At 60.8% G+C, this 25518-nt stretch carries 27 protein-coding genes and 1 tRNA gene; 14 read left to right on the top strand and 14 right to left on the bottom strand.

Going from position 1 to position 25518, the window contains the following annotated elements:
• The first annotated feature begins 21 nt into the window (after positions 1 to 21).
• The gene (locus AB7951_RS27570) at positions 22 to 1521 is read left to right on the top strand and encodes a 4-hydroxyphenylacetate 3-hydroxylase N-terminal domain-containing protein (RefSeq protein WP_120287718.1); all 1500 of its coding nucleotides are present in this window, start codon (positions 22 to 24) and stop codon (positions 1519 to 1521) included.
• Positions 1522 to 1545: 24 nt separating this feature from the next.
• Positions 1546 to 1926, top strand: coding sequence for a cupin (locus tag AB7951_RS27565; RefSeq protein WP_089266367.1), 381 nt, complete (start codon positions 1546 to 1548; stop codon positions 1924 to 1926).
• A 33-nt stretch (positions 1927 to 1959) separates the two neighbouring features.
• On the opposite strand, the gene AB7951_RS27560 is transcribed toward AB7951_RS27565, so the two are convergent.
• On the bottom strand, positions 1960 to 2778 hold the full coding sequence (locus AB7951_RS27560) for an NYN domain-containing protein (RefSeq protein WP_120287719.1): 819 nt from the start codon (positions 2776 to 2778) through the stop codon (positions 1960 to 1962).
• Positions 2779 to 2940: 162 nt separating this feature from the next.
• Here AB7951_RS27560 and AB7951_RS27555 point away from each other — a divergent pair, with 162 nt between their 5' ends.
• The 7 genes from AB7951_RS27555 (at position 2941) to ptsN (ending at position 9488) form a co-directional block, all read left to right on the top strand.
• The gene (locus tag AB7951_RS27555; RefSeq protein WP_068730302.1) at positions 2941 to 3555 is read left to right on the top strand and encodes a ribonuclease D; all 615 of its coding nucleotides are present in this window, start codon (positions 2941 to 2943) and stop codon (positions 3553 to 3555) included.
• Between the two features lie 175 nt (positions 3556 to 3730).
• Positions 3731 to 4480, top strand: a complete 750-nt coding sequence (lptC, locus tag AB7951_RS27550; protein WP_089266371.1) for an LPS export ABC transporter periplasmic protein LptC — start codon at positions 3731 to 3733, stop codon at positions 4478 to 4480.
• Positions 4477 to 5157, top strand: a complete 681-nt coding sequence (locus tag AB7951_RS27545; RefSeq protein ID WP_120287720.1) for an LptA/OstA family protein — start codon at positions 4477 to 4479, stop codon at positions 5155 to 5157. Before lptC ends, AB7951_RS27545 begins: the two co-directional genes overlap by 4 nt.
• A 197-nt stretch (positions 5158 to 5354) precedes the next feature.
• Positions 5355 to 6371, top strand: a complete 1017-nt coding sequence (lptB, locus tag AB7951_RS27540; protein ID WP_120287721.1) for an LPS export ABC transporter ATP-binding protein — start codon at positions 5355 to 5357, stop codon at positions 6369 to 6371.
• A gap of 90 nt (positions 6372 to 6461) precedes the next feature.
• Complete coding sequence (rpoN, locus tag AB7951_RS27535; RefSeq protein WP_441256097.1) at positions 6462 to 8138, top strand: RNA polymerase factor sigma-54; 1677 nt, start codon at positions 6462 to 6464, stop codon at positions 8136 to 8138.
• Between the two features lie 59 nt (positions 8139 to 8197).
• Positions 8198 to 8803: a ribosome hibernation-promoting factor, HPF/YfiA family gene (hpf, locus tag AB7951_RS27530; RefSeq protein ID WP_089266375.1), complete on the top strand. Its 606-nt coding sequence runs from the start codon at positions 8198 to 8200 to the stop codon at positions 8801 to 8803.
• Positions 8804 to 9026: 223 nt separating this feature from the next.
• Positions 9027 to 9488, top strand: coding sequence for a PTS IIA-like nitrogen regulatory protein PtsN (ptsN, locus tag AB7951_RS27525; RefSeq protein WP_089266376.1), 462 nt, complete (start codon positions 9027 to 9029; stop codon positions 9486 to 9488).
• Between the two features lie 112 nt (positions 9489 to 9600).
• Here the strand turns inward: ptsN and AB7951_RS27520 are convergent, their stop codons facing one another.
• The 10 genes from AB7951_RS27520 to AB7951_RS27475 form a co-directional block, all read right to left on the bottom strand.
• The gene (locus AB7951_RS27520) at positions 9601 to 10128 is read right to left on the bottom strand and encodes a hypothetical protein (RefSeq protein WP_120287723.1); all 528 of its coding nucleotides are present in this window, start codon (positions 10126 to 10128) and stop codon (positions 9601 to 9603) included.
• Positions 10129 to 10155: 27 nt separating this feature from the next.
• Positions 10156 to 10743, bottom strand: a complete 588-nt coding sequence (locus AB7951_RS27515) for a hypothetical protein (RefSeq protein WP_439062046.1) — start codon at positions 10741 to 10743, stop codon at positions 10156 to 10158.
• Positions 10744 to 11100: 357 nt separating this feature from the next.
• A complete protein-coding gene (locus tag AB7951_RS27510) occupies positions 11101 to 11367 on the bottom strand; it encodes a DUF1150 family protein (protein WP_089266380.1) in 267 nt (88 codons plus the stop codon).
• 106 nt (positions 11368 to 11473) lie between these two features.
• Positions 11474 to 11899 carry an Hsp20 family protein gene (locus AB7951_RS27505; RefSeq protein ID WP_068730313.1) on the bottom strand — a complete coding sequence of 142 codons (426 nt, stop codon included), beginning with the start codon at positions 11897 to 11899 and terminating at the stop codon, positions 11474 to 11476.
• 158 nt (positions 11900 to 12057) lie between these two features.
• Positions 12058 to 13155 carry a sn-glycerol-3-phosphate import ATP-binding protein UgpC gene (locus tag AB7951_RS27500; protein WP_120287725.1) on the bottom strand — a complete coding sequence of 366 codons (1098 nt, stop codon included), beginning with the start codon at positions 13153 to 13155 and terminating at the stop codon, positions 12058 to 12060.
• Between the two features lie 6 nt (positions 13156 to 13161).
• Positions 13162 to 14010 carry a sn-glycerol-3-phosphate ABC transporter permease UgpE gene (gene ugpE, locus AB7951_RS27495; protein ID WP_089266386.1) on the bottom strand — a complete coding sequence of 283 codons (849 nt, stop codon included), beginning with the start codon at positions 14008 to 14010 and terminating at the stop codon, positions 13162 to 13164.
• Complete coding sequence (gene ugpA, locus AB7951_RS27490) at positions 14010 to 14891, bottom strand: sn-glycerol-3-phosphate ABC transporter permease UgpA (protein WP_089266387.1); 882 nt, start codon at positions 14889 to 14891, stop codon at positions 14010 to 14012. The genes ugpE and ugpA overlap by 1 nt, the downstream gene beginning before the upstream one ends.
• Before the next feature lie 105 nt (positions 14892 to 14996).
• Complete coding sequence (gene ugpB / locus AB7951_RS27485) at positions 14997 to 16310, bottom strand: sn-glycerol-3-phosphate ABC transporter substrate-binding protein UgpB (RefSeq protein WP_120287726.1); 1314 nt, start codon at positions 16308 to 16310, stop codon at positions 14997 to 14999.
• Positions 16311 to 16476: 166 nt separating this feature from the next.
• Positions 16477 to 17685: a CaiB/BaiF CoA transferase family protein gene (locus AB7951_RS27480; protein ID WP_120287727.1), complete on the bottom strand. Its 1209-nt coding sequence runs from the start codon at positions 17683 to 17685 to the stop codon at positions 16477 to 16479.
• A gap of 222 nt (positions 17686 to 17907) precedes the next feature.
• Entirely contained in the window at positions 17908 to 18333 is a 426-nt protein-coding gene (locus AB7951_RS27475; protein ID WP_120287728.1) for an organic hydroperoxide resistance protein, read from the bottom strand.
• 161 nt (positions 18334 to 18494) lie between these two features.
• Here AB7951_RS27475 and AB7951_RS27470 point away from each other — a divergent pair, with 161 nt between their 5' ends.
• The gene (locus tag AB7951_RS27470) at positions 18495 to 18953 is read left to right on the top strand and encodes a MarR family transcriptional regulator (protein ID WP_120287729.1); all 459 of its coding nucleotides are present in this window, start codon (positions 18495 to 18497) and stop codon (positions 18951 to 18953) included.
• Between the two features lie 23 nt (positions 18954 to 18976).
• On the opposite strand, the gene AB7951_RS27465 is transcribed toward AB7951_RS27470, so the two are convergent.
• The 3 genes from AB7951_RS27465 to AB7951_RS27455 form a co-directional block, all read right to left on the bottom strand.
• Positions 18977 to 19213, bottom strand: coding sequence for a GIY-YIG nuclease family protein (locus AB7951_RS27465; protein ID WP_089266885.1), 237 nt, complete (start codon positions 19211 to 19213; stop codon positions 18977 to 18979).
• A 203-nt stretch (positions 19214 to 19416) separates the two neighbouring features.
• Positions 19417 to 19492 (bottom strand) — tRNA-Ala (locus tag AB7951_RS27460).
• 81 nt (positions 19493 to 19573) lie between these two features.
• Positions 19574 to 19987: a TIGR02300 family protein gene (locus tag AB7951_RS27455; RefSeq protein WP_068730321.1), complete on the bottom strand. Its 414-nt coding sequence runs from the start codon at positions 19985 to 19987 to the stop codon at positions 19574 to 19576.
• 147 nt (positions 19988 to 20134) lie between these two features.
• Between AB7951_RS27455 and aroA the strand changes: the two genes are divergently transcribed.
• The 4 genes from aroA (at position 20135) to sppA (ending at position 25381) form a co-directional block, all read left to right on the top strand.
• Positions 20135 to 21484: a 3-phosphoshikimate 1-carboxyvinyltransferase gene (aroA, locus tag AB7951_RS27450; RefSeq protein ID WP_199711987.1), complete on the top strand. Its 1350-nt coding sequence runs from the start codon at positions 20135 to 20137 to the stop codon at positions 21482 to 21484.
• A 111-nt stretch (positions 21485 to 21595) separates the two neighbouring features.
• Positions 21596 to 22234: a (d)CMP kinase gene (gene cmk, locus AB7951_RS27445; protein ID WP_093757876.1), complete on the top strand. Its 639-nt coding sequence runs from the start codon at positions 21596 to 21598 to the stop codon at positions 22232 to 22234.
• Between the two features lie 262 nt (positions 22235 to 22496).
• Entirely contained in the window at positions 22497 to 24200 is a 1704-nt protein-coding gene (rpsA, locus tag AB7951_RS27440; protein ID WP_068730324.1) for a 30S ribosomal protein S1, read from the top strand.
• A gap of 200 nt (positions 24201 to 24400) precedes the next feature.
• Positions 24401 to 25381 (top strand): signal peptide peptidase SppA, encoded by a 981-nt coding sequence (gene sppA, locus AB7951_RS27435; RefSeq protein WP_120287731.1) that lies wholly within the window; start codon positions 24401 to 24403, stop codon positions 25379 to 25381.
• Positions 25382 to 25518: the final 137 nt, after the last annotated feature.

Genomic DNA, 25518 nt, shown 5'->3' with positions numbered 1-25518 from the left:
TGAAAGTGATCGAGGCAACCCATGATCAAGACCGGCGAACAGCATATCGCGAGCCTGCGCGACGGCCGTGAAATCTATCTCGATGGCGAGCTGGTGGATGACGTGACCACCCATCCGGCCTTCCGGGGGGCGGTGGCTTCGATCGGACGGATGTTCGATTTCCAGAGCGCGCCGGAAAATCGCGAGCTGATGACTTTCGAGACCGAGACTGGCACCCGAGCCAACCGGATCTGGGAATTGCCCGGCAGCTATGATGCGCTGGTCAATCGCCGCCGCGGGCTGGAAGCCTGGACCGAGCTGCATGCCGGCTTCATGGGCCGCGCGCCGGATCACGTCGCCTCCTGCATCGCCGGTATGTATATGGGCGTCGAGGTATTCGAGACCTACAACAAGGACCGCGCCAAGGCGCTGGCGGATTACTATCGCTATGCCCGCGACAACGACCTCTACCTCACTTATGTGATCATCAACCCGCAGGCCGACCGCTCCAAGAGCGCCGCCGAGCAAGCCGATCCGTTCCTGTCAGCAGGCGTGGTGTCGCGCGATTCCGAGGGTCTGACGATCCGTGGCGCCAAGATGCTGGCCACCGGTGGCATCATGGCCAACGAGGTGTTCGTCACCTGTATCCAGCCGCTGCAGCCCGGCGACGAGAAGTACGCGGTGTCTTTCGCGATTCCGATGAATACCAAGGGTCTGAAGGTCCTGTCGCGCAAGTCCTATGAAGCCGCGTCGCCATCCGTGTTCGACAATCCGCTGTCGAGCCGCTTCGATGAAAATGATGCCGTGCTGTATTTCGACGACGTGAAGGTGCCTTGGGATCGGGTGTTCATCGTCGATGACATCGCGATGTGCCAGAAGCAGTTCCACGCGACCCCGGCGCATGTATATCAGAACTATCAGGCCATGATCCGGCTCTCGGTGAAGCTGCGCTTCCTGATCGGGATCGCGCACCGGACCGCCGAGACCAATGGTATCGCCGGCTTTCCGCAGGTCAGGGAAATGCTAGGCCAGCTCGCAGCCGAAGTGTCGATGGTCGAAGCCTTCGTCGTTGCGATGGAGACCAAGGGCACGCAGCGCGGCGCTTATTACGTGCCGGACCGGGCGATGCTGTATTCGGCACAGGTCCTCACCCAGCAGCTCTATTCCAAGGTCATCAACACGCTGCGCGAGCTCGCCGGCGGCGGCATGATCATGCTGCCGTCCTCGGTGAAGGACTTCGCCAATCCGGAATTGGCGCGTCTGATCGGCAAGACCCAGCAGTCCCCCGCGGCCAGCGCGACCGAGAAGGTTAAGTTTTACAAGCTGGCCTGGGACGCGGTCGGCTCCGAATTCGCCTCGCGTCACTCGCAATACGAGATGTTTTTCGCCGGCGCGACCTTCGTCACCAAGGGCCATGCCTTCCGCACCTATGACTGGATGAGGTCGGCGGCGTTGCTCGACAAGATGCTGTCCAGCTATGACCTTGCCGACGAAGTCTCCACCTTAACGACGCCGGCCGCCTCGCCGCGCGCTGTCGCTTGATCTGTCCCTTCAGGAAAACTGACCATGGCCATCAATAAACTTCACGATGAATTCCGTACCGTCGATATGTCTTCGGGATGGGAGACGCCCGCGGGCTATCCGGCAGGCATCCAGCAGAAGATCCTGTCGGGGGCGCTCGACGAAGTGAACAAGCGTGGCAGCCGCACCCGCCTGCTGCGCTTTGAGCCAGGCGTCTACACCACCGAGCCGTTCGTGCACGAATATTGGGAAGAAGTATTCCTGTTCACCGGCGACCTGATCGTCGGCAATGACAAGCAGGGCAACGGCGGCGAGTCCTTCAAACCGAACACCTATGCCTGCCGTCCGCCCGGTGCCTATCACGGCCCGTTCAAGTCGGTCGGCGGCTGCGTGTTGATGGAAATCCACTATTTCGACCCGGCCTGATAGAGCACTGCCAAGTCCTGATCAGGATAGCCGTCAGCTCTGGCTGGCGGCTTTCTCGCGCGCATCCCTGGCTTTTCTTGCCCGTATTGACGTTCTCTTCGGAGCATCCGCCTTAGGAGGCTTCGCTTTGGCCTTGGCTCGTACTCTCAGGCGACCAGTTTCGGTCTTCTCGATCTCGAATATTTCAGTCTTGCGCACGAGATCGCTCAATTTTCTGAAACCATAGGTCCGGACATCGAAATCGGAAACGAAGTTCGGCAGTTGCTCGCCCATGCGGTCCAGGCTGACCCAGCCTTCCTCGTTGCTGAGTTGCGCAACGACCTTTTCCAGAATGGGAACGGCCGCAGCAGGGTTTTTGAGGGCAACGGCTTTTGGGGGCTGTTCTGTAGTAGCCGCGGCGCGGTCGGGGATCAGATTTTCCGTATAAATGAACCGGCGACAGGCCTGCCGAAAGCTTTCCGGCGTTCTCTGATTGCCGAAGCCGTAGACGTCCGCTCCCTGCTCCCGCAGTCGTGAGGCGAGGCGGGTAAAATCGCTGTCGGAAGAAACAAGGCAAAAACCGTCGAAGCGCCCACTATGCAGCAGGTCCATCGCGTCGATGACGAGCGCGATGTCGGATGCGTTCTTGCCTTTTGTATATGCGAATTGCTGATACGGATCGACGGCGTATTTCTGCAGGATATCGGCCCAGGACTTGAGCTGTTGGCTCGAAAAATCGCCGTAGATCCGGCGAACGCTGGCTTCGCCGAATTTGGAGATTTCCTCGAACAAGCTGCCGGCAATCTGCGGAGACGTGTTGTCGGCATCGATCAGGACCGCGAAACGGGGCAAACGCTGCTGTGCGACGTTCATCTGCAACCTCTGCCCGCTGGATGAATGGCCCGCTCAGTCTGTCAGCTTTTTGCTGCAGGCGAAACATGCCTGGGGGAGCGTATCTCTCGTCAGCCCGGCCATTGCGCGGTAAAGTCACCCAAATCCCGCGAATCGCGGGCGCTGAAAGAGGCAATTGAGACCATGACCATCCGCCTGCATCGCGGCGATTTGCCGGATTTGAGCCGCTACACCGATTCGGTTGCGATCGACACCGAGACCATGGGGCTCAACCCGCATCGTGATCGGCTTTGTGTCGTGCAGTTGTCGCCGGGCGATGGCAGCGCCGACGTGGTGCAGATTCCGATGGGGCACACCGATGCGCCGAACCTCAAGAAGCTGCTCGGCGATCCCAAGGTGACGAAGATCTTCCACTTCGCCCGCTTCGATCTGGCTGCGCTCTACAACGCGCTCGGCGTGATGCCGGAGCCGGTCTATTGTACCAAGATCGCCTCCCGCCTGTGTCGCACCTATACCGACAGGCATGGTCTCAAGGATCTGGTCCGCGAAGTCCTCGGCGTCGATCTGTCTAAGCAGCAGCAGTCGAGCGACTGGGGCAGTCAGACCCTCAGCGAGGCCCAGCTATCCTATGCGGCGTCGGACGTGCTGCATCTGCATGGGCTGCGCGAGCGACTGAACGTCATGCTGGCGCGCGAGGGCCGCACCGAGTTGGCGCAGGCCTGTTTCGACTTCCTCCCGACCCGGGCCAAACTGGACCTCTCAGGCTGGGAAAACGAGGACATTTTCGCTCATTCGTGACCGGCCTGCGGCGAAGTGACTTCTGAAACAGTTCAGGGTCCCTCCCGCCGCGTTTCGGTCATACTCCTCGTTCTGGTGGGGCGGGGCTGCAAACCGGTGCATTTCAGCGTAGACTGGCACCGGTTTGGCAGGCCTTTCGGTGTGGCCCTGTTTGGCATGGCCCGTTGGAGCGACGGTGAGTTCAGTTCAGATTCCCAGCTATCAGGCGGGCATGGATGCGCGGTTCAGGGCCGCGGCACGCCATAGCCGTCTGGTGCGTCTGCTGCGGATTGCTGTCCCTGCCGTCGTGATCCTGTCGATGGCGGCAATTGTCGGCGTGTCGATCTTCAATCCGTTCCGGATCCTCGCCAAATTGCCGCTCGACATGGGCAATCTGGTCGTTTCGGGGACCAAGATCACCATGGAGACGCCGCATCTGGCCGGTTTCTCGCCGGACGGACGGCCCTATGAGTTATGGGCCAAGGCCGCGACGCAGGATCTGACAGATCCCGACAATGTCGAACTAACGACCTTGCGCGCCAAGGTGATGATGGAAGACAAGTCGACGATGACGATGGATGCCCGCACCGGGAAGTTCAATTCGAAATCGCAGATGCTCTATCTGTATCAGGACATTTTCCTGCAAACGACGACCGGCTACGAAGCCAAGCTGACACAGGCGAACATTGATATTGCCAATGGCACGGTCACGTCGGACGAACCGGTCGATGTCAAACTTCTCAACGGCACTTTGCTCGGGCAACGGATGCGCATCACGGAACACGGTGAGCTGGTTCGGTTCGAGGGCGGTGTGTCGATGAACCTGAAGATGGACCCGCCTTCGCCGGACGCTTCGGCTCAGCCTGAGACCGTGGCGGAGCCCGAAGCCGCGCCGGAGCCCGTGAAACCGCGGGCCGCCAACGGCAAGCGCGCCAACGCGAAATGAATGTGATGATTTTTCCCGTCTGTAATGTCCGATTCCGCGGGGTGACCGGCGCTGCGATCGCCGTGCTCGTGCTGGCTTTCACAGCCGATGCACATGCGCAGAGCGCGATGCAGGGTGTGCCGAATGCGATGCAGGGCTTCTCGCAGAATCGCGATCAGCCTATCCAGATCGAGGCCGCATCGCTGGAAATGCGCGACAAGAAAAAGGAAGCGACCTTCGCAGGCGATGTGAAGGTCGTGCAGGGCGACACCACGATGAAGTCGAAGACTCTCGTGGTCTTCTATGACGGCGGCGGCTCCGCCAACGAGCCGGCGGCCAAGGCTGCGCCCAAGGCGCCGATCAAGGCGGCGCAGCCGGGCCCGGGCGGTTCGTCGGCGATCAAGCGGCTTGAAGCGCGCGGCGGAGTCATCGTCACCCAGAAGGACCAGGTCGTCACCGGCGAGACGGCGGTGTTCGACACCCGGACCAATCTCGTCACGATGCAGGGCAATGTTGTGCTCACCCAGGGCAAGAATGTGCTGCGCGGCGATCGTCTGACCGTGGATATGACCACGGGTACTTCACGCGTCGAATCCAACAGTGGCAGGGTCCAGGGCATGTTCGAGTCGTCCGGGCAGAAGGGTGGCGGTGGCCCGACCTCCATCATACCAGGGTCCGGAGGCGGAAAACCCAAGTAATTCGAAGGGTTTACCGATATGAATGAGCCGGATCCGGTTGAATCTGACCGCCTAACCCGTTATCGCCATTGTTTTAATCGACATGGAAGGCTTGGCGTTCGGCTGGGCAAGGGACATCTAGTCCGCCATGCTGTTCCCAGTGATCGAACATGCCGCGACCTGGCGCGGATGACGTTTAGAGGCTGATCGAAGCGCGAATGGTTGATTTCCTCGGCATGTTCCGTCGGCGCGCTCCAAAACGCGGTCCGCAGGGTTTTGCGCGGTCGCCGGTCGACATCACGGCGCTCGGCGACAGCATGGGCGACATGCTGGGCAATCCTAGCCGTGAGGCGCCGCCACTGGCGCGCACCGCCCCGGCCGATACGCCCCAGGTTCCGCAGGCCCGGGGTGAGGCGCCGCGTGCCCCACAGCCTGCACCGGCCCGCCGTCCGGACAAGGCGCCGCCGCGGCCCCGGACCAACGGCGCCGCCGCACCAAAAGCTGCCCCGCGTGCGGGCTATCTGGCCGTCCATAATGTGAAAAAGAGCTTCGGCTCACGCCAGGTCACCCGCGGCGTCAGCATTTATGTTCGTCGTGGTGAGGCCGTCGGCCTGCTCGGACCGAACGGTGCCGGCAAGACCACGGTGTTCTACATGATCACCGGCCTAATCAAGCCCGACAGCGGCGCCATTGAGCTTGACGGCCACGACGTCACCCAGCTGCCGATGTATCAGCGTGCGCGCCTCGGCATCGGCTATCTACCGCAGGAAGCCTCGATTTTCCGCGGTCTTACCGTCGAGCAGAACATCCGTGCGGTGCTGGAAGTCGTCGAGCCCAGTCGCAAGAAGCGCGAGCGCGAGCTCGACGGGCTGCTCGAAGAGTTCAACATCCAGAGACTGCGCAAGTCGCCGTCGATCGCGCTGTCCGGCGGTGAGCGTCGCCGTGTCGAAATCGCGCGCGCGCTGGCAACGCGGCCGAATTACATGCTGCTCGACGAACCCTTTGCCGGCATCGACCCGATCGCGGTGGGTGACATTCAAGACCTGGTCCGCCACCTCACCAATCGCGGCATCGGCGTGCTGATCACCGACCATAACGTGCGCGAAACGCTGGGGCTGACAGACCGCGCCTACATCGTCTATGCTGGTGAAATCCTGACGGAGGGATCTCCAGAGGAGATCGTGGCTGACCCGGACGTGCGTCGGCTTTACCTTGGCGAGGAATTCCGCCTCTAGACCAAATTTACAATTCGTCAAGCCGTGTACATCAGGCCGGGAAAGAGATAAGCAAGAAACGGACCAACTTTTGGATCGGTTTTTGCCTCCATGGCGCTGACGCAGAGACTAGAGTTCCGGCAATCCCAGTCGCTGGTGATGACGCCGCAGCTGATGCAGGCCATCAAGCTGCTGCAGCTGTCGAATCTCGATCTCGCAACCTTTGTCGAAGATGAACTGGAGCGCAATCCGCTGCTGGAACGCGCCAGCGACGGTCCTGAGCCGCCGGTGGCCGGCGAGGCCAGCCCCGAGCGCAGCGAGTTCTCCGGTCAGGACGAGGCGGACTATGCCTCCGGCCATGACGATGGCGGCGACCATTCCGATTTTTCCGATCGTTCAGGCGGCGACAGCTTCGATGCGCCGGCGCCCGACGAGTGGATGAACCGCGAACTCGGCACCCGCGCCGAGATCGAGCAGACCCTGGACACCGGGTTGGACAACGTCTTCTCCGAAGAGCCGGCCGAAGCCGCCGCACGCAACGCACAAGATGCTGCTCCGACCGCCTATACCGAATGGGGCGGCGGCGCTTCCAACGACGATAGTTACAATCTTGAGGCCTTCGTTGCCGCGGAAGTGACGCTCGGCAGCCATCTCGCCGAACAGCTCTCGGTGGCGTTCTCGTCGCCCGCGCAGCGCATGATCGGTCAGTATCTGATCGATCTCGTCGATGAGGCCGGCTACCTGCCGCAAGATCTCGGCGACGTGCATGAGCGGCTGGGCGCCTCTGTTGACGATGTCCAAAGCGTTCTCGGTGCGTTGCAGAAATTCGATCCGCCTGGTGTCTGCGCGCGCAGTCTCAGCGAATGTCTCGCAATCCAGTTGCGTGAACAGAACCGTTACGACCCCGCGATGCAGGCATTGGTCGAGCATCTCGATCTTCTGGCCAAGCGCGACATCGGCAATCTCAGAAAAATCTGCGGCGTCGACGACGAAGATCTGACCGACATGATCGGGGAGATTCGCAGACTCGATCCGAAGCCCGGTCTGAAGTTTGGCTCGGCGCGAACACAAACCGTAGTGCCTGATGTCTATGTGCGGCCGGGTCCTGATGGCGGCTGGCATGTTGAGTTGAACAGCGACACACTGCCGCGCGTTCTCGTGAACCAAGTTTATTATTCCGAATTGTCGAAAACGATCCGTAAGGATGGCGACAAGTCGTACTTCACAGATTGTCTACAGAATGCGACCTGGCTGGTGCGTGCGCTCGATCAGCGCGCGCGTACTATCCTGAAGGTTGCGACCGAGATCGTCCGGCAGCAGGATGGCTTCTTTACGCAGGGTGTTGCGCATCTTCGGCCGCTGAATCTCAAGGCGGTTGCTGATGCCATTCAAATGCATGAATCGACGGTGTCGCGCGTTACCGCCAATAAATACATGGCGACAAATCGCGGCAGCTTTGAATTGAAATACTTCTTTACGGCATCGATCGCGTCGGCTGATGGTGGCGAAGCGCATTCGGCTGAAGCGGTGCGACATCACATCAAGCAATTGATTGATGGAGAAAGTCTTTCTCTTATTCTTTCGGACGACACGATCGTGGAACGCTTGCGCGAAGCCGGAATTGATATCGCGCGCCGTACCGTTGCCAAATACCGTGAAGCCATGCGTATCCCGTCTTCAGTTCAGCGCCGGCGCGACAAGCAGAGTATGCTCGGCAATGCACTCACGGCACCCGCCACTCCGTCCGACAGGGCACCCGACCGATCCCGCGACACTGCACCAGCTTGATTGCACTCCCGTGGAAACGGGATACTGTCGGTTCAAGGCAGAAGAATCGAGGCATCAGCATGACCCTTCGTATCTCGGGAAAAAGCATCAATGTCGGAGACGCTTTGCGAGGCCGCGTGAGCGAGCGGACCGATGAGGTCCTTCGCAAATATTTCGATGGCAACTATTCCGGTCACATCACGCTCAGCAAAGACGGCTTCGGCTTCCGCACCGATTGTGCGTTGCATCTCGATTCCGGAATTACGCTCGAAGCGGACTCCAATGCAGCGGATGCTTATGCCAGTGCCGATCAGGCGTTGCTTCAAATCGAGAAACGTTTGCGTCGCTACAAGAGCCGACTGAAGGATCGTTCCGCGCGCAAGACGCATGCTGAAAATCAGGCGATGGCCGAACTCACGGCCCCGACTTTGGACGCGCCGAGCTACATTCTTGAGGCGCCCGATCATGAGGGCGATGCCGACAGTGGCTACGATCCGGTCATCATTGCCGAATCGACCAGGTCGCTGAAGCGGTTCTCGGTGAGCGAAGCTGTCATGGAACTTGATTTCACCGGCGCGGCCGTCGTGCTATTCCTGCATGGCAGTACCGGTCGGGTGAATATCGTGTACCGCCGAGGCGACGGTAACGTGGGTTGGGTCGATCCACCGGTGGTTAAACCGTCCTGACGGCATTGACGCCCAAACGGCCCCTCCCTATGGTCCGCCGCCTTTGACAGGGTTATACCGGTCAATGGATTTCGCATGGGGGGTTCCGGTGCTAGAGTACGTCCGGGCGTTCGCGCCCGGCGCGTTTTCCATCACAGGAACGATGTCCCTTTCCAGTCTTTCTTGACGCTGCCGGTTTTGGTTCTAACTACCCGCTGACGGTCAAACATCCTCGGAACGGTCAATGACGATTACCGATCTGGTCGCGCCCGAGGCGATAATCCCGGCGTTGAAGGTCAACAGCAAGAAGCAGGCGCTGCAGGAGCTCGCTGCGCGCGCTTCCGCGCTCACCGGTCAGAACGACCGCGCCATTTTCGAGGTGCTGTTGCAGCGTGAGAAGCTCGGTACGACGGCCGTGGGCTATGGCGTTGCCATCCCGCATGGCAAGTTGCCGAAGCTCGACAAGCTGTTCGGCCTGTTTGCGCGCCTCGATCGTCCGATCGATTTCGAGGCCATGGACGGCCAGCCGGTCGATCTGGTGTTTCTGTTGCTGGCGCCGGAAGGTGCGGGCGCCGATCATCTGAAGGCGCTGGCGCGGATCGCACGTCTGCTGCGCGATCAGGACGTCGCCAAAAAGCTGCGTGCCTCCCGTGACGCTCAGGCGATCTATTCGGTGCTCGCTTTGCCGCCAGCGACAGCCGCCTAACTATCTTACCCTGCAGCTTACGCTGGAATCGCCCGGTTGGGCCGGGCGATTCTCCTATTCCGAACCAGATCCCTGCTTGCGCGGAGATAGAAGGCTGGTTGGCCTCGCCAGCTTACGCTGCGAATTCCTTGGCCGAGATTGGAGCGAGCGACTCGTTGCGCACCGCCTGCCGCGCGGTGATCGATGCGAGCTCGTTCATGGCCGTAGAGGCAGCTTCGGCTTGCGTTTCGGCACGGATCGATTCTGCTTCTTCCGCTGCAGCGACTGCGCGCGACGATGCTGCCATCCGCAGTGCGGTCTGGATCTCGTTGGAATCTGCGCCGCTCTTGAGCAGCAGCAACGTCAGCAGCGCCTTGACGTCGGAATTCATCGCGTCTGCGCTCTGCTTCATGCGTCGCACGGCCGCTGACGTTTCAGGAACGTTGACGGCGGTTGCGGGACGAAGCTTGGCGACGTTGCTGCCTGAAGCTTCTATGCCCTGCATGCGCATCGGATTGGCATATTCTTCCGCCATCATTACCCGCGATGCGGCAGCAAGCTGCAGAGCATTGTGAATCTCCGGCGAACTGGTGCCGGTCTTCAGCAACAGCAAAGTGAGGAGAGCTTTGACGTCCGAGTTCATCGCGGCAGTGTTTTGCATTGTGTTCCTCGCTTGTGAGTGACTGAGTTAGTTGAAGCGTCGTCCGAACAGCTTTTCGAAGAAGGTTGGTTGTGGCGGCTCAGGGTGAGTGATTTCGGCGACGAGTTTGGGTGGCTTGGGGCGCCGGAGGTCACGCTTCACCCGCAGCTTTGACAGCAGCATGGTCGGCCCAGGCATGGCCGCGGGCTCAGCGAAGGCCGTGAGCGTGCCGTCCTCAAGGCTGCCGCGGATCAGGATCGGTGAGAGAAATATGGGATCTGCGAGTGCGGCAGCCGCCGCAAGGCGCGCGTTATTTAGAGTGCCGAGGCTCTGAACGGCCTCGATACTCCATTGCCCGAGCGGCAAGCGGTCTGACTTGGTCACGAAAGGCGGGTTGCTATCGGGTGCGATGATGGGAGGGACGGTGCCGTCGGCGCGCATCAAGAATACGGTGGCAGCTGCGCAGCCCGGTGCAAAGACGAGGATCGCGAAACAGGCTGCGATCACTGGCCGACTATCAAAACCCCAGGAGCCGGTCCGGGGAACTGTCTCTGATTTCGGAGCGGTGATCGTTGCACCGAAGCTCCGTAGCAAGTCTTCGACTTGAACTATCTGGGCTTGTGTCGATCCATTCATGGCGACCTCGAATCTCAACATGACCAGATTTTCTCAAGTCATGGTGAATGCGTGGTCACCATTTTCTTCTGTGAAACGGCAGCAAAGATCAGGCGCAATGATGCCATCGCGTCGGATATCCAGATTGCTATTGATGGGGGGATCAGTTTTTCAGATGGCGCAGCGGATGAGAGGTCGCGTACGAATCGATTGCGTCCGATGATGTGCTCACGATATTGACGACGGGTTAAATAGATACCGCGTCATGCAAGCCGAGCGCCTGCGCGTGATGATCGTCGTTTGGACGCTGGGATACTCGACATTGGGATACGCGGCTGTCACCGCGTATCCTGACGTCTGCATGCTGGCCAGTTCGCGTTAGTGAACGCTGACGGTCTGCAATTCCTGGCTCCATGCATTCGCGATCGCCGCTTCACGGCTGTCGGTGAGCATGATCGGCGTGCCGTCGGCGGCGTGCAGCGCGAACAGCTGCAATCCCGGCGCAATCTCCGGCGCCTGCGGGAACAGTCCCGGCACATCTTCCGAGCGAACCGGCTTCACATAGGCGATCATACCTTCGCCCAGATGCGCCAATGCTTCGGTGGTGACGGCGGCATTTTCATTGATCGTAACAACTTCAGTCATCGTCTCGACTCCTTCTATGAGATCAAGCGGTCGAGTCCGCTACTCGTTCCATACTCAGGATGCATGACCTGATCGAAAACCGGAAACCAGTTTGTCGCGTCATGCATTATTCGTGTTCATTGATAGCGATTGTCTTAATGACCCTTTCAGGCTCAGGCCTGGCCAGATCAATCGACAACAGCCCGTTCTTCAGATCCGCACCTAGCACCAGCATCCCCTCTGCCAGCACGAAGGTGCGCTGGAAGTGGCGCGCGGCGATGCCGCGATGGATGTATTGCCGGGTCTTGTCGTCCTGCTGGCGGCCCCGGATCACGAGCTGGTTTTCCTCGGTGGTCACATCGAGCTGATCGCGGGTGAAGCCTGCGACCGCCAGCGTGATCCGCAGGCGTTCGGGTTGACCGTTGTTACGGTCGCACCGCTCGATGTTGTAAGGAGGATAACCGTCGGCGCCTTTGACGACGCGATCGAGCGCACGCTCAATCTCGTCGAATCCCAAAAGGAACGGACTAGATAACGAAGGAACACGAGACATACCTACAAAGCCCTCTCGAAGCGACTTTGAGGGGCCCTTACGGCACCCCTGGCCAATCGGCACTCTGCCAACCGGTCAATCAACAATATGGGCATGCCAAAGCCCGGTTCAAGCACCTCTAAACTGCAGGGAAACCGTTACTAAGGCCTTGAAACCGATCAGATATCGATCCGGTTGCGGCCGTTAGCGCTGAATAGGTGCAGTTTGTCGCGGGAAGCCGTGGCGCGGATCGAAGCACCGATGGCCGGGGCATCCTGGCCGGGGATACGCACGATGACCTCGCCCTCGGGCAGCTCGCCCGGAGTGGCGCTGACGGCCTTCTCGGCCCGCGCACGGGTGCCATAGACGAACGTTTCCGCGCCGACCCGTTCGATGGCCTCGACCGTCAGGTTCAGCGTGATGCCGCCGTCAGTTGCGGCCGCGCCGGAAATCGCAAGGTCTTCCGGCCGGACGCCCAGGATACCGGCGTCGGCGGCGCTGCGGCTGTCGCCGGCGAACTGCGCACGGATCTCATCGCCGCCCAGCTTGATCAGGTTCATCGGCGGCGCGCCGATAAAGGAGGCGACGAAAGTGGTCGCCGGCTTGCGGTAGATATCGAGCGGACTGCCGATCTGCTCGACCTGGCCGCCGTTCATCACCACCAGAATATCCGCCAGCGTCATCGCCTCCAACTGATCGTGGGTGACGTAGATCGACGTCGTCTTGAGGCGACGTTGCAGCTTGCGGATTTCGACCCGCATGGCAACGCGCAGCTTGGCATCGAGATTGGACAGTGGCTCGTCGAACAGGAACACTTTCGGCTGCCGGACGATGGCGCGGCCCATGGCGACGCGCTGGCGCTGGCCGCCGGATAATTGTCTGGGCTTGCGATCGAGCATGCCGGCGAGTTCGAGCGTCTGCGCGGCTTCGCGCACGCGCGTATCGATCTCCGGCTTCGGCATGCCCCTGTTGCGCAGGCCGTAAGCCATGTTGTTGTAGACGCTCATATGCGGATAGAGCGCGTAATTCTGGAACACCATGGCGATGTCACGATCCGCCGGCTCGATCTCGTTGACGACACGGCCGCCAATATCGACCTCGCCGGAGGTGACGGTCTCAAGGCCGGCAACCATGCGCAGCAAGGTCGACTTGCCGCAGCCGCTTGGTCCGACGAGCACGCAGAGCTGGCCGTCGCCGATTTCGAAATCAATGCCCTTGATGGCCTCGAAGCCGCCTGGATAGGTCTTGCGGATGTTGCGCAGCGAAACATTGGCCATCTGAATTTACTTCTCCGTCTCGACCAGGCCGCGCACGAACAGCCGCTGCATGAACACCACCACGGCGACAGGAGGCACCATCGCAAGAATCGCTGTCGCCATCGCGAGCTGCCATTCGGCGAGTTCATCCGTCGTCGTCAGCATCTTCTTGATGCCGGTGACGATGGTCTGCATGGATTCCTGCGTCGTGATCAGCAGCGGCCACAGATACTGGTTCCAGCCATAGATGAACTGGATCACGAACAGCGCTGCCATTGTGGTGACCGACAGCGGCAGCAACGTATCCTTGAAAAAGCGAAAGGGGCCGGCGCCGTCGATGCGCGAGGCTTCGAGCAGTTCATCGGGGATGGTCATGAAGAACTGGCGAAACAGCAGCGTGCCGGTGGCCGATGCGATCAACGGCAGGATCAGCCCGGCATAGGTGTCGAGCATCTTCAGATCGGCGATTACCTTGTAGGTCGGATAGATACGGACCTCGACCGGCAGCATCAGCGTCACGAAGATGATCCAGAACGCCGTCTGGCGGAACGGAAAACGGAAATACACCACCGCATAGGCGGAGAGGATCGAGATCACGATCTTGCCGAGCGCGATGCCCATTGCCATGACGAACGAGTTCATCAGCATATGGCCGACCGGCTCGCGGCTGGCGCGCGATCCGCCGACGAAGATGGCCCGGTAGTAGTTCTCCAGCGTATGGCTGCCCGGCAGCATTGGCATGTTGCCGTTGACCACCGTTGCTGCGTCATGGGTCGAGGCGATCAGCGCGACATAGACCGGGAACACGACGATGAACACGCCGAAAGTCAGGATCGCGTAAGCGAGGATGTCGTTCCAGCGGCGATGCTCGACCATCAGTACTGCACCTTGCGCTCGACGTAGCGAAACTGGATGGCCGTGAGCGCGATCACGATCACCATCAGGATCACCGACTGCGCAGCTGATCCGCCGAGGTCGCCGCCGAGCCTGCCGTCGGCATAGACCTTGTAGACCATGGTGGTCGTCGCCCCGGCCGGCCCGCCGCCGGTAACGGCGTCGATGATGCCGAAAGTGTCGAAGAAGACGTAGACGACGTTGACGACCAGCAGGAAGAACGTGGTCGGCGACAGCAACGGGAACGTGATCGTCCAGAATCGCCGATACGGCCCGGCGCCATCAATCGCCCCGGCCTCTAGTACGCTGCGCGGGATCGCCTGCAGGCCGGCCAGGAAGAACAGGAAATTATAGGCGATCTGCTTCCACACCGCGGCCATGACGACGAGCGCCATGGCGTGGTTGCCGTTCAACATCGGATTCCAGTTGAAGCCCATCATGCGCAGCGGCCGTGCCATGGTGCCGAGGGAGGGATGGAAGATGAACAGCCACAGCACGCCGGCGACGGCCGGCGCCACCGCATAGGGCCAGATCATCATGACCTTGAAGGTCGGTGCTGCTTTCAGATTCTTGTCGGCCTGGGTGGCGAACAACAATGCGATCGACAGCGAGAGCGCCGCGACCAGCGACGAGAATACCACGGTCGTCGCCATTGCCTTGTAGTATTCCGGCTGGGCAAGCAGCGCCTGATAGTTCTCCAGCCCGATGAATTCCGAGTTCAGGCCGAACGCGTCCTCGCGCAAAAACGATTGCCAGACAGCCTGGCTGGCCGGCCAGTAGAAAAACACCAGGGTGATGACCAGCTGCGGCACGAGCAACAAATATGGCAGCAGCTTACCCTTGAAGACCGCGGACTTTTCCATGCAGTTCGTCGTGCCCCAGAAAGCAGCCTCATTCTGCTCATGTCATCGCCCGTCCAAGCGCGCAATTGCGCGCGAGGCCGGGCAACGACAGCGTCCGCTTGAATACTACTTCGCAGTCTTTTCGAAGGTCCGCAACATGGCGTTGCCGCGGCTCACGGCGGTGTCGAGTGCCTGTTGTGCCGTCTTCTGGCCACCCAGCGCAGCCTCGATCTCCTCGGACCAGATGTCTCGCAACTGCACCATGTTGCCGAACCGCAGGCCGCGCGAATTTTCGGTCGGCTCCTTGTTGGTCAGCTCCTTCAGCGGGGTCTGCAGGATCGGGTTCTTGTCATAGAAGCCGTCGGCCTTGGTCTTTTCATAGGCGGCCTTGGTGATCGGCAGATAACCGGACTCCTGATGCAGCTTGGCCTGCCGATCTGTGTCGGACAGGAAGCTGAAGAATTTTGCGATGCCCTTGTATTCCTCAGGCTTCTTGCCGCCCATCACCCACAGCGAGGCGCCGCCGATGATCGAATTCTGTGGCGCGCCGGTGACGTCGGGATAGTAGGGCATCGGCACCGAGGTAAAGGCGAATTTGGCGGTACCCTTCGCCGTCGCGTAATAGCCGGACGAGGTCATGAAGAGCGGGCATTCGCCGGAGCCGAAGCGACTCTCGCTGGCGTTGGCGCGACCGGAATAATCGTAGGTCTTGTCCTTCTGCAATTCGATCAGCGTCTGCAGATGTTTGACATGCAGTGGCGAATTGAATTTCAGCTCGGTGTCGAAGCCGTCGAGCCCGTTCGCTTTCGTGCCAATCGGCACGTTATGCCATGCCGAGAACTGCTCGATATTGGCCCAGGTCGCCCAGGCATTGGAGAAGCCGCAGGTCGCATAGCCGGCCGCCTTGAGCTTCTTGGCGCCCTCGAACACTTCGGGCCAGGTCTTGGGAATTTCGGCAATATTGGCCTTCTTCAGCGCATCCAGATTGACCCACATCACCATCGACGACGAGTTGAAGGGAAACGACAGCATTTCGCCCTTCGATGTCGAATAGTATCCGGTGATCGCGGGCAGATAGTTGTTTGGATCGAACGGCTCGCCCGCATCCTTCATCAGCTGGTAGACAGGTTTGACGGCGCCCTTGGCGCTCATCATGGTCGCGGTGCCGACCTCGAAGACCTGCAGGATGTGCGGTGCGGTGCCGGCGCGGAATGCTGCGATGCCGGCATTCATGGTGTCGGGATAGCTGCCCTTGAAGGTCGGGACCACCTTGTAGTCCGGTTGGCTGGCATTGAAGTCAGCCGCGAGCTTGTTGACGATGTCGTTGTTGCCGCCGGTCATCGCGTGCCACCACTGGATCTCGGTCACTGCATGCGCGGGCGAAGCGAGCGCCAGCGTGCATGCGAACAAAGTGGCGAGTGCGAATTGGGGGCGGATCATCCAGTTTCTCCCGTTAGCCGTCATCGTCTCGTTGCAACAAAGCTGCGCCGGATGACGTGCATGCGACATTTTGACAGCGCGGATGCTAGGCGGGAAATAGCGGCGTTGGGAAGCCGCAAAAAGTCGAAGACGAACGGGGCTGCGGATCGCGCAGCCCCGTGTTGTTTTATCGCTTGCGCTCGGAGCCGCTTACGGTTCCTTTGGCGACCAGCTCCTTGATTTCATCACCGGAGTAGCCGAACTCGGTGAGGATCTCGTTGAAGTGCTCGTTGAACTTCGGCGGCACGTGGCGCAGGCTCGCTTTGGTGCGGTCGAAGCGGACCGGCGAGGCGACGCCCTTGTACCAGTCCTTCTCGATGATATCGCCGCGATGCTTCGTGTGCGCATTGGCGAGCGCCTTGTCGATCGACTGCACCGGGCCTGCCGGTAGGCCAGCGCCGAGCAGGCGCTCGCACAGCGGTGCACTGTCGTGATCCTTCAGGATCGCTTCCAACTCGGCACGCAGCGCATCGCGATTCTGCACGCGGTCACGGTTGCGTGCGAAGCGCACGTCCGTGCCGAGTTCCGGCTTGCCAAGTTCGCGGCACAGCTTGCGGAAGGTGCCGTCATTGCCGACGCCCATGAAGATGTTGCCGTCGCGGGCAGCGAACACGGCATAGGGCACCAGGTTCGGGTGCTCGTTGCCGGTTAGCGCCGGCGGCTTGCCGCCGTTGTGGAAATAATTCGCGGTATGCGGATGCATGATCGCGAGACCGGTTTCGTACAACGTTGCCTCGACGAATTGACCGAGACCTGATTTGGCGCGCTCGGCGAGCGCCATCAGGATGCCGACGCAGGCATAGAGACCGGTCGCCATGTCGACAAGCGCGACGCCGATGCGGGTCGGGCCGCTTTCCTGTGAGCCGGTCGATGCCATCAGGCCGACCATCGACTGGATGATCGCGTCGTAGCCGGGGTGGCCGCCATGCGGGCCATCGCCGCCGAAGCCGGAGATGCGGCAATGGATCAGCTGCGGGAATTTCGCGCGCAGGAAATCGTTGCCGATGCCCCATTTGTCGAGCGTGCCGGGCTTGAAGTTTTCGATCATCACGTCGGCGTTTTCGAGCATCCGCATCAGCACAGTACGACCGCCCTCGGAGGCGAGGTCGAGACCGATCGAGCGCTTGTTGCGGTTGGTGCCGATGAAATAGGCCGCATCGTCGTCGTGGAAGGGGGGGCCCCAGTCGCGCGTCTCGTCGCCGGCGGGCGGCTCGACCTTGACGACGTCAGCGCCGTGGTCGGCCAGGATCTGGGTGCAATAGGGTCCGCCAAGAACGCGCGACAGATCGATCACGCGCAGGCCGGCAATCGCGCCGGGAGCTATGGGCAAGCTCATTCAATCAGCCTTCTCTCAAGTGTCGTTGGAATATTTTTATGCCAGAGAGCATGTCAGAGCTGTCAGAGCTAGCGGGCTTCCAGCCGGTCAGCAATGGCCTTGTCCGGGCAGCGGCTATGGCCAGAGCGAGGGTATGGTGCAACCGCCAGACGAACGCGAACGGGCTCGGCCGATGGCCGAGCCCGTTCGTATCGAGAGTTAGTTCGTTTGCGTCGTTGTGACTCAGACGATCACGGTGCGGACGTCGATATTGCCGCGTGTGGCGTTGGAATACGGGCAGACCTGATGCGCTTTCTCGACCAGCGCTTCAGCTTCTGCGCGCGGCAAGCCCGGGAGTGAGACCGCGAGTTCGACATCGAGGCCGAAACCGCCAGCCGAGCGCGGGCCGATGCCGACGGTGGAGGTGACCGACACATCGGCGGGCACCTTGGGGCCGCCCTGCGAGCCCACGAACTTCATCGCGCCGATGAAACAGGCAGCATAGCCGGTCGCGAACAGCTGCTCGGGATTGTTGCCGGCGCCGCCGGCGCCGCCGAGTTCCTTCGGCGTGGTGAGCTTGACGTCGAGCGCGCCATCGAGGGTTGCGGCATGGCCATCGCGGCCGCCGGTTGCCTTGGCGCTGGTCTTGTAGAGCACGTTGACAGACATGGTGGATCTCCTCGTTGTTTGTGTCTTGCCCTATTATAATTGCGCACAATTAGATTGCGCACAATGCATAAAATGTGCGACGCAATCGAATTGTGCTCAACTGATCGTGAAGGGGTTGGGGTCTGGCGTCAGCTGTGGCCAAATAAGCTCCGGAGATCATCATGGCCAAGAAACCCGCACCTGTTCCGCTGCTGCAGCTCGATAACCAGCTCTGCTTTGCCGTCTATTCGACCGGCCACGCGTTCAACCGCGTCTACAAGCCGTTGCTGGACCGATTGAAGCTGACCTATCCGCAATATCTGGCGATGCTGGTGCTGTGGGAGCAGGACAATGTGCCTGTGAAGGACATCGGCGAGCGGCTGTTTCTGGATTCCGGCACGCTGACGCCGCTGTTGAAGCGGCTGGAAGCGGCCGGCCTGATCAAACGCACCCGCAGCATCGAAGACGAGCGGCAGATGCTGATCGCATTGACGGCGCAAGGTCAGGCGCTGCGTGAAAAAGCCAAGGCCGTACCACAGGGAATCCTCGCGGCGTCAGCCTGCACGGTGGGCGAAATGACCGCGATGAAGAACGAACTCGTGGCGCTGCGGGACAGGCTGAATGCGGCGCTGGGGGATTAGCGGTGTGGCGTCTGCCCGCGGAGTTAGAGGCGTTTTTTCGCGAAGGCGCGGCCTGATCCGGACTTGAGGTACTTCTCGAACGCGAATGCCTGCTTTTCATCACTGAAGGCGACGTAGGTTTTGATTCGCCAGGGCCGGTATTTGGAGGTGTGCGTTACTTCGCCCGCATTATGCTTCGTGAGCCGGGCTCGCAAATCGTCTGCGATGCCGATGTAGAAGTGCTCCGAGTCGAGGCTTTCGAGGATGTAGACATACTTCATCGGCGTGTCCCACAGGCGCGAGAAGAGCATCGAAAGATGAAGGCAGTTTAATTGCGAAGTTTAAGCATTGAGAATTTTTTGGAGAAAAGCTGCCGAGGTCCGCCTACGCCCTGCGGGCTACGGCGGGACATCCTTCGCTCGCTTCGCGTCCGATGGTTTGGAGTAGGGCTCGCCGAGCCGAAGCTCGCGAAGCGAGCGAAGGATGGTGGAGCCAGGCGGGATCGAACCGCCGACCTCTTGCATGCCATGCAAGCGCTCTCCCAGCTGAGCTATGGCCCCAATACCTGCGACGCACTGGGTGGGGCGTCGCGCGGCAAACCAAGATCACATATCAGGGGTGATCTCAAGTCTCTTCTGAGCTTAACTTTCTTCGTCGCCCGAGACGTCGCCGATGATGTCGGTCACGTCCTCATCGCCTTCTTCTTCGTCGGCAATAAAGGTCGAATCATCGTCTTCATCGTCATCGATGGTGTCATCGACTTCAATATCGTCCTCGGATTCCAGCACGGCAGCTTTCTTGCCGGTATTCTCCTCGGCGTCGGCTTCCTCCAGCGAGACCAATTCTTCGCTCTCGGCGGCTTCCGGAGTTTCCGCGGCGGCAGATGCTGCAGCTGCGCGTGCGGCTGCATCCGCGCGGGTCCGCGGCGGCGCAATCGGCGCAATCGGCACAACCTCGCCCGTATAAGGCGAAATCACCGGGCTCTTGTTGAGGTCGTAGAACTTCTTGCCCGTCGTGGGGCAAATGCGTTTGGTTCCGAGATCGGATTTGGCCACGTGAAGGGTCCTGGGGATTTTTTGAAAAACGGTGCTTCACTTGGCTAGTTGACGCGCCCCTGTCAATAGCGGTTTGCGTGAGAATGACCGCTGCGTGACGCAGCGTGGCTCATATGCTACGAGCCGCCTGCGCGAAGGAACACAATCTTGACCCAATCAGACACAGCCGCCGCCCAGCCGACCCCGCTGACAGCGCGAAAATCCGGCGCCCTGCGCGGTAGCGCCCGCGTGCCCGGTGACAAGTCGATCTCGCACCGGGCCCTCATTCTGGGTGCCCTGGCGGTCGGCGAGACCCGGATCACGGGGCTGCTGGAGGGTGAGGACGTCCTGAATACCGCCAAATCGATGCAGGCGCTGGGCGCCAGCGTCGAACGAACCGGCGATTTTGCGTGGAAGGTCAACGGCGTCGGCGTTGCCGGCTTCGCCGCGCCCAAGGCGCCACTGGATTTTGGCAATTCGGGTACCGGGTGCCGGCTGGTGATGGGGGCTGTCGCAGGCTGCCCGATCGAGGCGACATTCGATGGCGATGCGTCGCTGCGCAGCCGGCCGATGCGCCGGATCGTTGATCCGCTGGAATTGATGGGCGCTAAAGTCACCGCGAGCCAGGACGGCGGGCGTCTGCCGCTGACGCTCAAAGGCGCGCGTGATCCGCTGCCGATCGTCTATCGTACCCCGGTAGCCTCCGCCCAGATCAAGTCGGCCGTGCTGCTGGCCGGCCTGTCGGCCCCTGGCACCACCACGCTCATCGAGACCGAGGCCAGCCGGGACCACACCGAGCTGATGCTCAAGCATTTCGGCGCCGAGATCGTCTCCGAGAAAGAAGGCGCACACGGTCGCAAGATCACGCTGACGGGCCAGCCCGAACTGAAGGGCGCCAATGTTGTGGTGCCGGCAGATCCGTCCTCCGCAGCATTCCCCATGGTCGCGGCATTGATCGTGCCGGGCTCCGAGATCGTGCTCACCGATGTGATGACCAATCCGCTGCGCACCGGGCTGTTCACGACGTTGCGCGAGATGGGCGCATCCATCGAGGAAAGCGATATCCGCGGCGATGCCGGCGAACCGATGGCACAGTTCCGGATCACTGCGTCGAAGCTGCACGGCGTCGAAGTGCCGCCGGCGCGCGCGCCGTCGATGATTGATGAATATCTGGTGCTGGCGGTGGCTGCGGCTTTTGCCGAGGGCACGACCATCATGCGCGGGCTGCAGGAGCTGCGCGTGAAGGAATCCGACCGTCTGGAAGCCACTGCGGCGATGCTGCGGGTCAACGGCGTCAATGTCGAAATCGTCGGCGATGACCTCATCGTGCACGGCAACGGCCATGTTGCTGGCGGTGGCCTCGTCGCCACCCATATGGATCACCGCATCGCCATGTCGGCGCTGGCCATGGGCCTCGCTTCCGACAGACCGGTGACCATCGACGACACGACATTCATCGCCACCAGCTTCCCCGACTTCATCCCGATGATGCGTCGGCTGGGTGCTGATTTTTCGTGAGCCGGGCTGGCGTGGATATTTCAGGAGACGGGTGCTAAGCCCGCGCAGGTCGCGCGAGCCTGACTCCCGATCCACCGCCATTCATCGTGACAAGACGAGCACGCGCAACGCATGATTATTGCTATCGACGGTCCCGCCGCATCCGGAAAAGGCACGCTGGGCAAACGGCTTGCGCACCATTACGGTTACCGGCACCTCGATACCGGAGTGATCTATCGCGCGGTCGCCAAGGCGATGCTCGATCTTGGCGCGGACCTGACCGATGAGGCGCAGGCCGTGGCTGTCGCCAGTGAGCTCGATCCCGAGAAATTCGGCAATCCGGCGCTAAAGACCCAGGAAGTCGGTGATGCGGCCTCTGTGGTCTCGGCCATCCCCCGGGTGCGGGAGGTCCTTTTGAACTTCCAGCGTCGTTTTGCCGAGGATCCGCCGGGTGCGGTGCTCGACGGCCGCGACATTGGAACCGTGATCTGCCCCCATGCGGACGTGAAGATCTTCGTGGTGGCCGATGCCAGGGTCCGCGCCCGCCGCCGCACCCTGGAGGCTCTTGGACGGGGCGAGGTGGCCGATGAGGCCGCCGTGCTGGCGGATATCATCAGGCGCGACGAACGCGACCAGAACCGCCCGATTGCGCCTCTGAAGCCGGCCACGGATGCATACTTGCTGGATAACTCCAATTTGGATATAGAAGGCGGCGTCCGGGCCGCCATCGACATTGTCGAGGCCGTCCGAGCGGGCCGGCAACGGGTCTGATTTTTCTTTCTTTCCGAAAGACCTCAGACAAAACCGTTGCCGTCATTGGAGGAAAGCCCGCTCCCGATCTCGAGCTGCGATACGCGCTTCAGGCTCCGGACACCATCAAGACCCTACCCACGTTTCGATCGTGAAGGCATGCTGCCGGCCCGTTCTTGCATCCTTCTGCAAGGCGGTCGTTAGAGGTTGCGGACCCCTGACACTTCACATTTGAGACGCCCATTAACCCGAACGGCCGGCGATACCCGCATCTGGAGAACAAATGGCTTCGACTGCTTCTTCGTATAATCCTTCCCGCGATGATTTCGCGGCAATGCTCGACGAGTCCTTCGCGGGCGGCAACCTTCAGGAAAGCTCTGTTATCAAGGGCATCGTGGTTGCGATTGAAAAGGACATGGCCGTCATCGACGTCGGCCTGAAGACTGAAGGCCGTGTGGCACTGCGCGAATTCGCCGGTCCCGGCCGTGACAGCGAACTCAAGGTCGGCGACGAAGTCGAAGTGTTCCTCGACCGGATCGAAAACGCACTGGGCGAAGCCGTTCTGTCGCGCGACAAGGCCCGCCGCGAAGAGAGCTGGGGCAAGCTCGAGAAGGCCTTCAACAACAACGAGAAGGTTCACGGCGTCATCTTCAACCAGGTCAAGGGTGGCTTCACCGTCGATCTCGACGGCGCAGTGGCCTTCCTGCCGCGTTCACAGGTGGACATTCGTCCGATCCGCGACGTCGCTCCGCTGATGAACAACTCGCAGCCGTTCCAGATCCTCAAGATGGATCGCCGCCGCGGCAACATCGTCGTGTCGCGTCGTACGGTTCTCGAAGAGACCCGCGCCGAACAGCGTCAGGAACTGGTCCAGAACCTCGAAGAGGGTCAGGTCATCGATGGCGTCGTCAAGAACATCACCGATTACGGTGCGTTCGTTGACCTCGGCGGTATCGACGGCCTGCTGCACGTCACCGATATCGCGTGGCGCCGCGTCAACCATCCTACCGAAGTGCTCACCATCGGTCAGACGGTCAAGGTCAAGATCATCAAGATCAACCACGAGACCCACCGTATCTCGCTCGGCATGAAGCAGCTGCTCGACGATCCGTGGCAGGGCATCGAGGCGAAGTACCCGCTGAACGCACGCTTCTCGGGTCGCGTCACCAACATCACCGACTACGGCGCATTCGTCGAACTGGAGCCGGGCATCGAAGGCCTGATCCACGTGTCGGAGATGTCGTGGACCAAGAAGAACATGCACCCCGGCAAGATCGTTTCGACCTCGCAGGAAGTCGAAGTGCAGGTTCTCGAAGTCGACAGCGTCAAGCGCCGCATTTCGCTCGGTCTCAAGCAGACCATGCGCAATCCGTGGGAAGTGTTCGTCGAGAAGTTCCCGGTCGGCTCGACCGTCGAAGGCGAAGTCAAGAACAAGACCGAGTTCGGTCTGTTCCTGGGTCTCGAAGGCGACGTGGACGGCATGGTCCATCTCTCCGACCTCGACTGGAAGCAGCCGGGCGAGCAGGTCATCGACAACTTCAAGAAGGGCGACATGGTCAAGGCCATCGTCCTCGACGTGGATGTCGAGAAGGAGCGCATCTCGCTCGGCGTCAAGCAGCTCGAAGGCGACCCCTTCGCAGAGCCGGGCGACGTCAAGAAGGGCGCTGTCGTGACTTGCGAAGTGATCGAAGTGAAGGAATCCGGCATCGACGTTCAGATCGCCGGCACCGACTTCACGACCTTCATCAAGCGTTCGGAACTGGCGCGTGAGCGCTCGGATCAGCGCGCTGAGCGTTTCGCCGTCGGCGAGAAGGTCGATGCCCGCGTGATCCAGTTCGACAAGAAGGCCCGCAAGGTCCAGGTGTCGATCAAGGCTCTCGAAGTGGCGGAAGAGAAGGAAGCCATCGCGCAGTACGGATCGTCGGATTCGGGCGCGACCCTTGGCGACATTCTCGGCAAGGCGCTCAAGCAGAGCACCGACAAGTAAGCGCGCAAGTAAGTTTCGACTCACTTGTTGCTACCAATTGGGGCCCCGGTTTCACCGGGGCCCTTTTTGTTGTTTCGACCATGTTTTCTTCATATTGCCTCGCAATTGATGTATTTGAGATACCTCAAGTAAACGCTGCCCGGACGACAGATGCAGCATCCGCCAGACGCAGCTCTCGCCGAGGGCTTAGGAGATTTCCGATGTCGCTTGATTCCGATGTGATCGTCGATCGCCGCAGGATACGTCGCAAGCTGACGTTCTGGCGCGTGGCAGCGGTGCTGGCCGCGGTCGCTGCTGTGGTCGTCGTCGGCGTCGTCGTGACACGGTCGGGCTCCGAGGCGCTGTCGTCGTCGGGGGCGATTGCGCGCATCAAGATCGAAGGCCTGATCCAGAGCAACAATGATCGCGTCGAGGCGCTGGAGCGGCTGGAGAAGTCATCCGCGGCGGCGGTGGTGGTACATATCAATTCGCCGGGCGGCACCACGGCTGGCTCCGAGCAGCTCTATGACGCGCTGATGCGCCTCAAGGCCAAGAAACCGATGGTCGTTGTCGTCGAGGGCCTGGCCGCATCGGGCGGCTACATCGCGGCACTAGCATCCGACCATATCGTTGCGCAGCAGAGCTCGCTGGTCGGCTCCATCGGTGTTCTGTTCCAGTTTCCCAATTTCACGGGGTTGATGAAGACCGTCGGTGTCGAGGTCGAGCAGGTCAAATCCTCGCCCCTGAAGGCGGCGCCCAATGGTTTCGAGCCGACCAGCCCGGAGGCGCGGGCAGCGCTGGAATCGCTCGTGAAGGACTCCTATGGTTGGTTCCGTGGGCTTGTGCAGAGCCGCCGCGCCATGGATGACGCGCAACTACAGAAAGTCGCCGATGGCCGTGTTTTTACGGGGCGCCAGGCCGTGGACCTCAAGCTGATTGATCAGCTTGGCGACGAGAAAGCCGCCGTGGCGTGGCTGGTAGCCGAGAAGAAGATCAAGAGCGATCTGCCGGTTCGCGACTTCAAGCTGACGCCTAAATTCAGCGATTTCACCTTCCTGCGCGCTGCTGCGACGATCACACTCGATGCAGTGGGTCTCAACGCGATCGCGCGGCAGGTCGAGCAGGCGGGCCTCGCGCAGGCCATGGACGGCTTCGGTCTCGATGGCATGCTGGCGCTGTGGCGGCCGGCCACCACCAACTAGGGAACTGCTCGTCCTGTTCTTTCCGCACTGCAAGGAAGGCTGCAACAACGGTTTCGGGCATTTGTCACGCATTTTCGAAGGTGCCCGAATTCATTTAGCGTCTTGACAGTTCAAGGCATTTTCACGGAAATGCATTC

The sequence above is a fragment of the Tardiphaga sp. 285_C5_N1_2 genome (assembly GCF_052076065.1).
Classification (GTDB): Bacteria; Pseudomonadota; Alphaproteobacteria; order Rhizobiales; family Xanthobacteraceae; genus Tardiphaga; species Tardiphaga robiniae.
Note: the sequence above shows the minus strand (reverse complement) of the source record. Positions and strands in the feature narration are given on the sequence as shown.

What these genes read in the sequence shown, in the direction of transcription:
- AB7951_RS27570 (WP_120287718.1), top strand. Translation starts at nt 22, where the DNA reads ATGATCAAGACCGGCGAACAGCATATCGCGAGCCTGCGCGACGGCCGT.
- AB7951_RS27565 (WP_089266367.1), top strand. Translation starts at nt 1,546, where the DNA reads ATGGCCATCAATAAACTTCACGATGAATTCCGTACCGTCGATATGTCT.
- AB7951_RS27560 (WP_120287719.1), bottom strand. Translation starts at nt 2,778, where the DNA reads ATGAACGTCGCACAGCAGCGTTTGCCCCGTTTCGCGGTCCTGATCGAT.
- AB7951_RS27555 (WP_068730302.1), top strand. Translation starts at nt 2,941, where the DNA reads ATGACCATCCGCCTGCATCGCGGCGATTTGCCGGATTTGAGCCGCTAC.
- AB7951_RS27545 (WP_120287720.1), top strand. Translation starts at nt 4,477, where the DNA reads ATGAATGTGATGATTTTTCCCGTCTGTAATGTCCGATTCCGCGGGGTG.
- lptB (WP_120287721.1), top strand. Translation starts at nt 5,355, where the DNA reads ATGGTTGATTTCCTCGGCATGTTCCGTCGGCGCGCTCCAAAACGCGGT.
- rpoN (WP_441256097.1), top strand. Translation starts at nt 6,462, where the DNA reads ATGGCGCTGACGCAGAGACTAGAGTTCCGGCAATCCCAGTCGCTGGTG.
- hpf (WP_089266375.1), top strand. Translation starts at nt 8,198, where the DNA reads ATGACCCTTCGTATCTCGGGAAAAAGCATCAATGTCGGAGACGCTTTG.
- ptsN (WP_089266376.1), top strand. Translation starts at nt 9,027, where the DNA reads ATGACGATTACCGATCTGGTCGCGCCCGAGGCGATAATCCCGGCGTTG.
- AB7951_RS27520 (WP_120287723.1), bottom strand. Translation starts at nt 10,128, where the DNA reads ATGCAAAACACTGCCGCGATGAACTCGGACGTCAAAGCTCTCCTCACT.
- AB7951_RS27515 (WP_439062046.1), bottom strand. Translation starts at nt 10,743, where the DNA reads ATGAATGGATCGACACAAGCCCAGATAGTTCAAGTCGAAGACTTGCTA.
- AB7951_RS27510 (WP_089266380.1), bottom strand. Translation starts at nt 11,367, where the DNA reads ATGACTGAAGTTGTTACGATCAATGAAAATGCCGCCGTCACCACCGAA.
- AB7951_RS27505 (WP_068730313.1), bottom strand. Translation starts at nt 11,899, where the DNA reads ATGTCTCGTGTTCCTTCGTTATCTAGTCCGTTCCTTTTGGGATTCGAC.
- AB7951_RS27500 (WP_120287725.1), bottom strand. Translation starts at nt 13,155, where the DNA reads ATGGCCAATGTTTCGCTGCGCAACATCCGCAAGACCTATCCAGGCGGC.
- ugpE (WP_089266386.1), bottom strand. Translation starts at nt 14,010, where the DNA reads ATGGTCGAGCATCGCCGCTGGAACGACATCCTCGCTTACGCGATCCTG.
- ugpA (WP_089266387.1), bottom strand. Translation starts at nt 14,891, where the DNA reads ATGGAAAAGTCCGCGGTCTTCAAGGGTAAGCTGCTGCCATATTTGTTG.
- ugpB (WP_120287726.1), bottom strand. Translation starts at nt 16,310, where the DNA reads ATGATCCGCCCCCAATTCGCACTCGCCACTTTGTTCGCATGCACGCTG.
- AB7951_RS27480 (WP_120287727.1), bottom strand. Translation starts at nt 17,685, where the DNA reads ATGAGCTTGCCCATAGCTCCCGGCGCGATTGCCGGCCTGCGCGTGATC.
- AB7951_RS27475 (WP_120287728.1), bottom strand. Translation starts at nt 18,333, where the DNA reads ATGTCTGTCAACGTGCTCTACAAGACCAGCGCCAAGGCAACCGGCGGC.
- AB7951_RS27470 (WP_120287729.1), top strand. Translation starts at nt 18,495, where the DNA reads ATGGCCAAGAAACCCGCACCTGTTCCGCTGCTGCAGCTCGATAACCAG.
- AB7951_RS27465 (WP_089266885.1), bottom strand. Translation starts at nt 19,213, where the DNA reads ATGAAGTATGTCTACATCCTCGAAAGCCTCGACTCGGAGCACTTCTAC.
- cmk (WP_093757876.1), top strand. Translation starts at nt 21,596, where the DNA reads ATGATTATTGCTATCGACGGTCCCGCCGCATCCGGAAAAGGCACGCTG.
- rpsA (WP_068730324.1), top strand. Translation starts at nt 22,497, where the DNA reads ATGGCTTCGACTGCTTCTTCGTATAATCCTTCCCGCGATGATTTCGCG.
- sppA (WP_120287731.1), top strand. Translation starts at nt 24,401, where the DNA reads ATGTCGCTTGATTCCGATGTGATCGTCGATCGCCGCAGGATACGTCGC.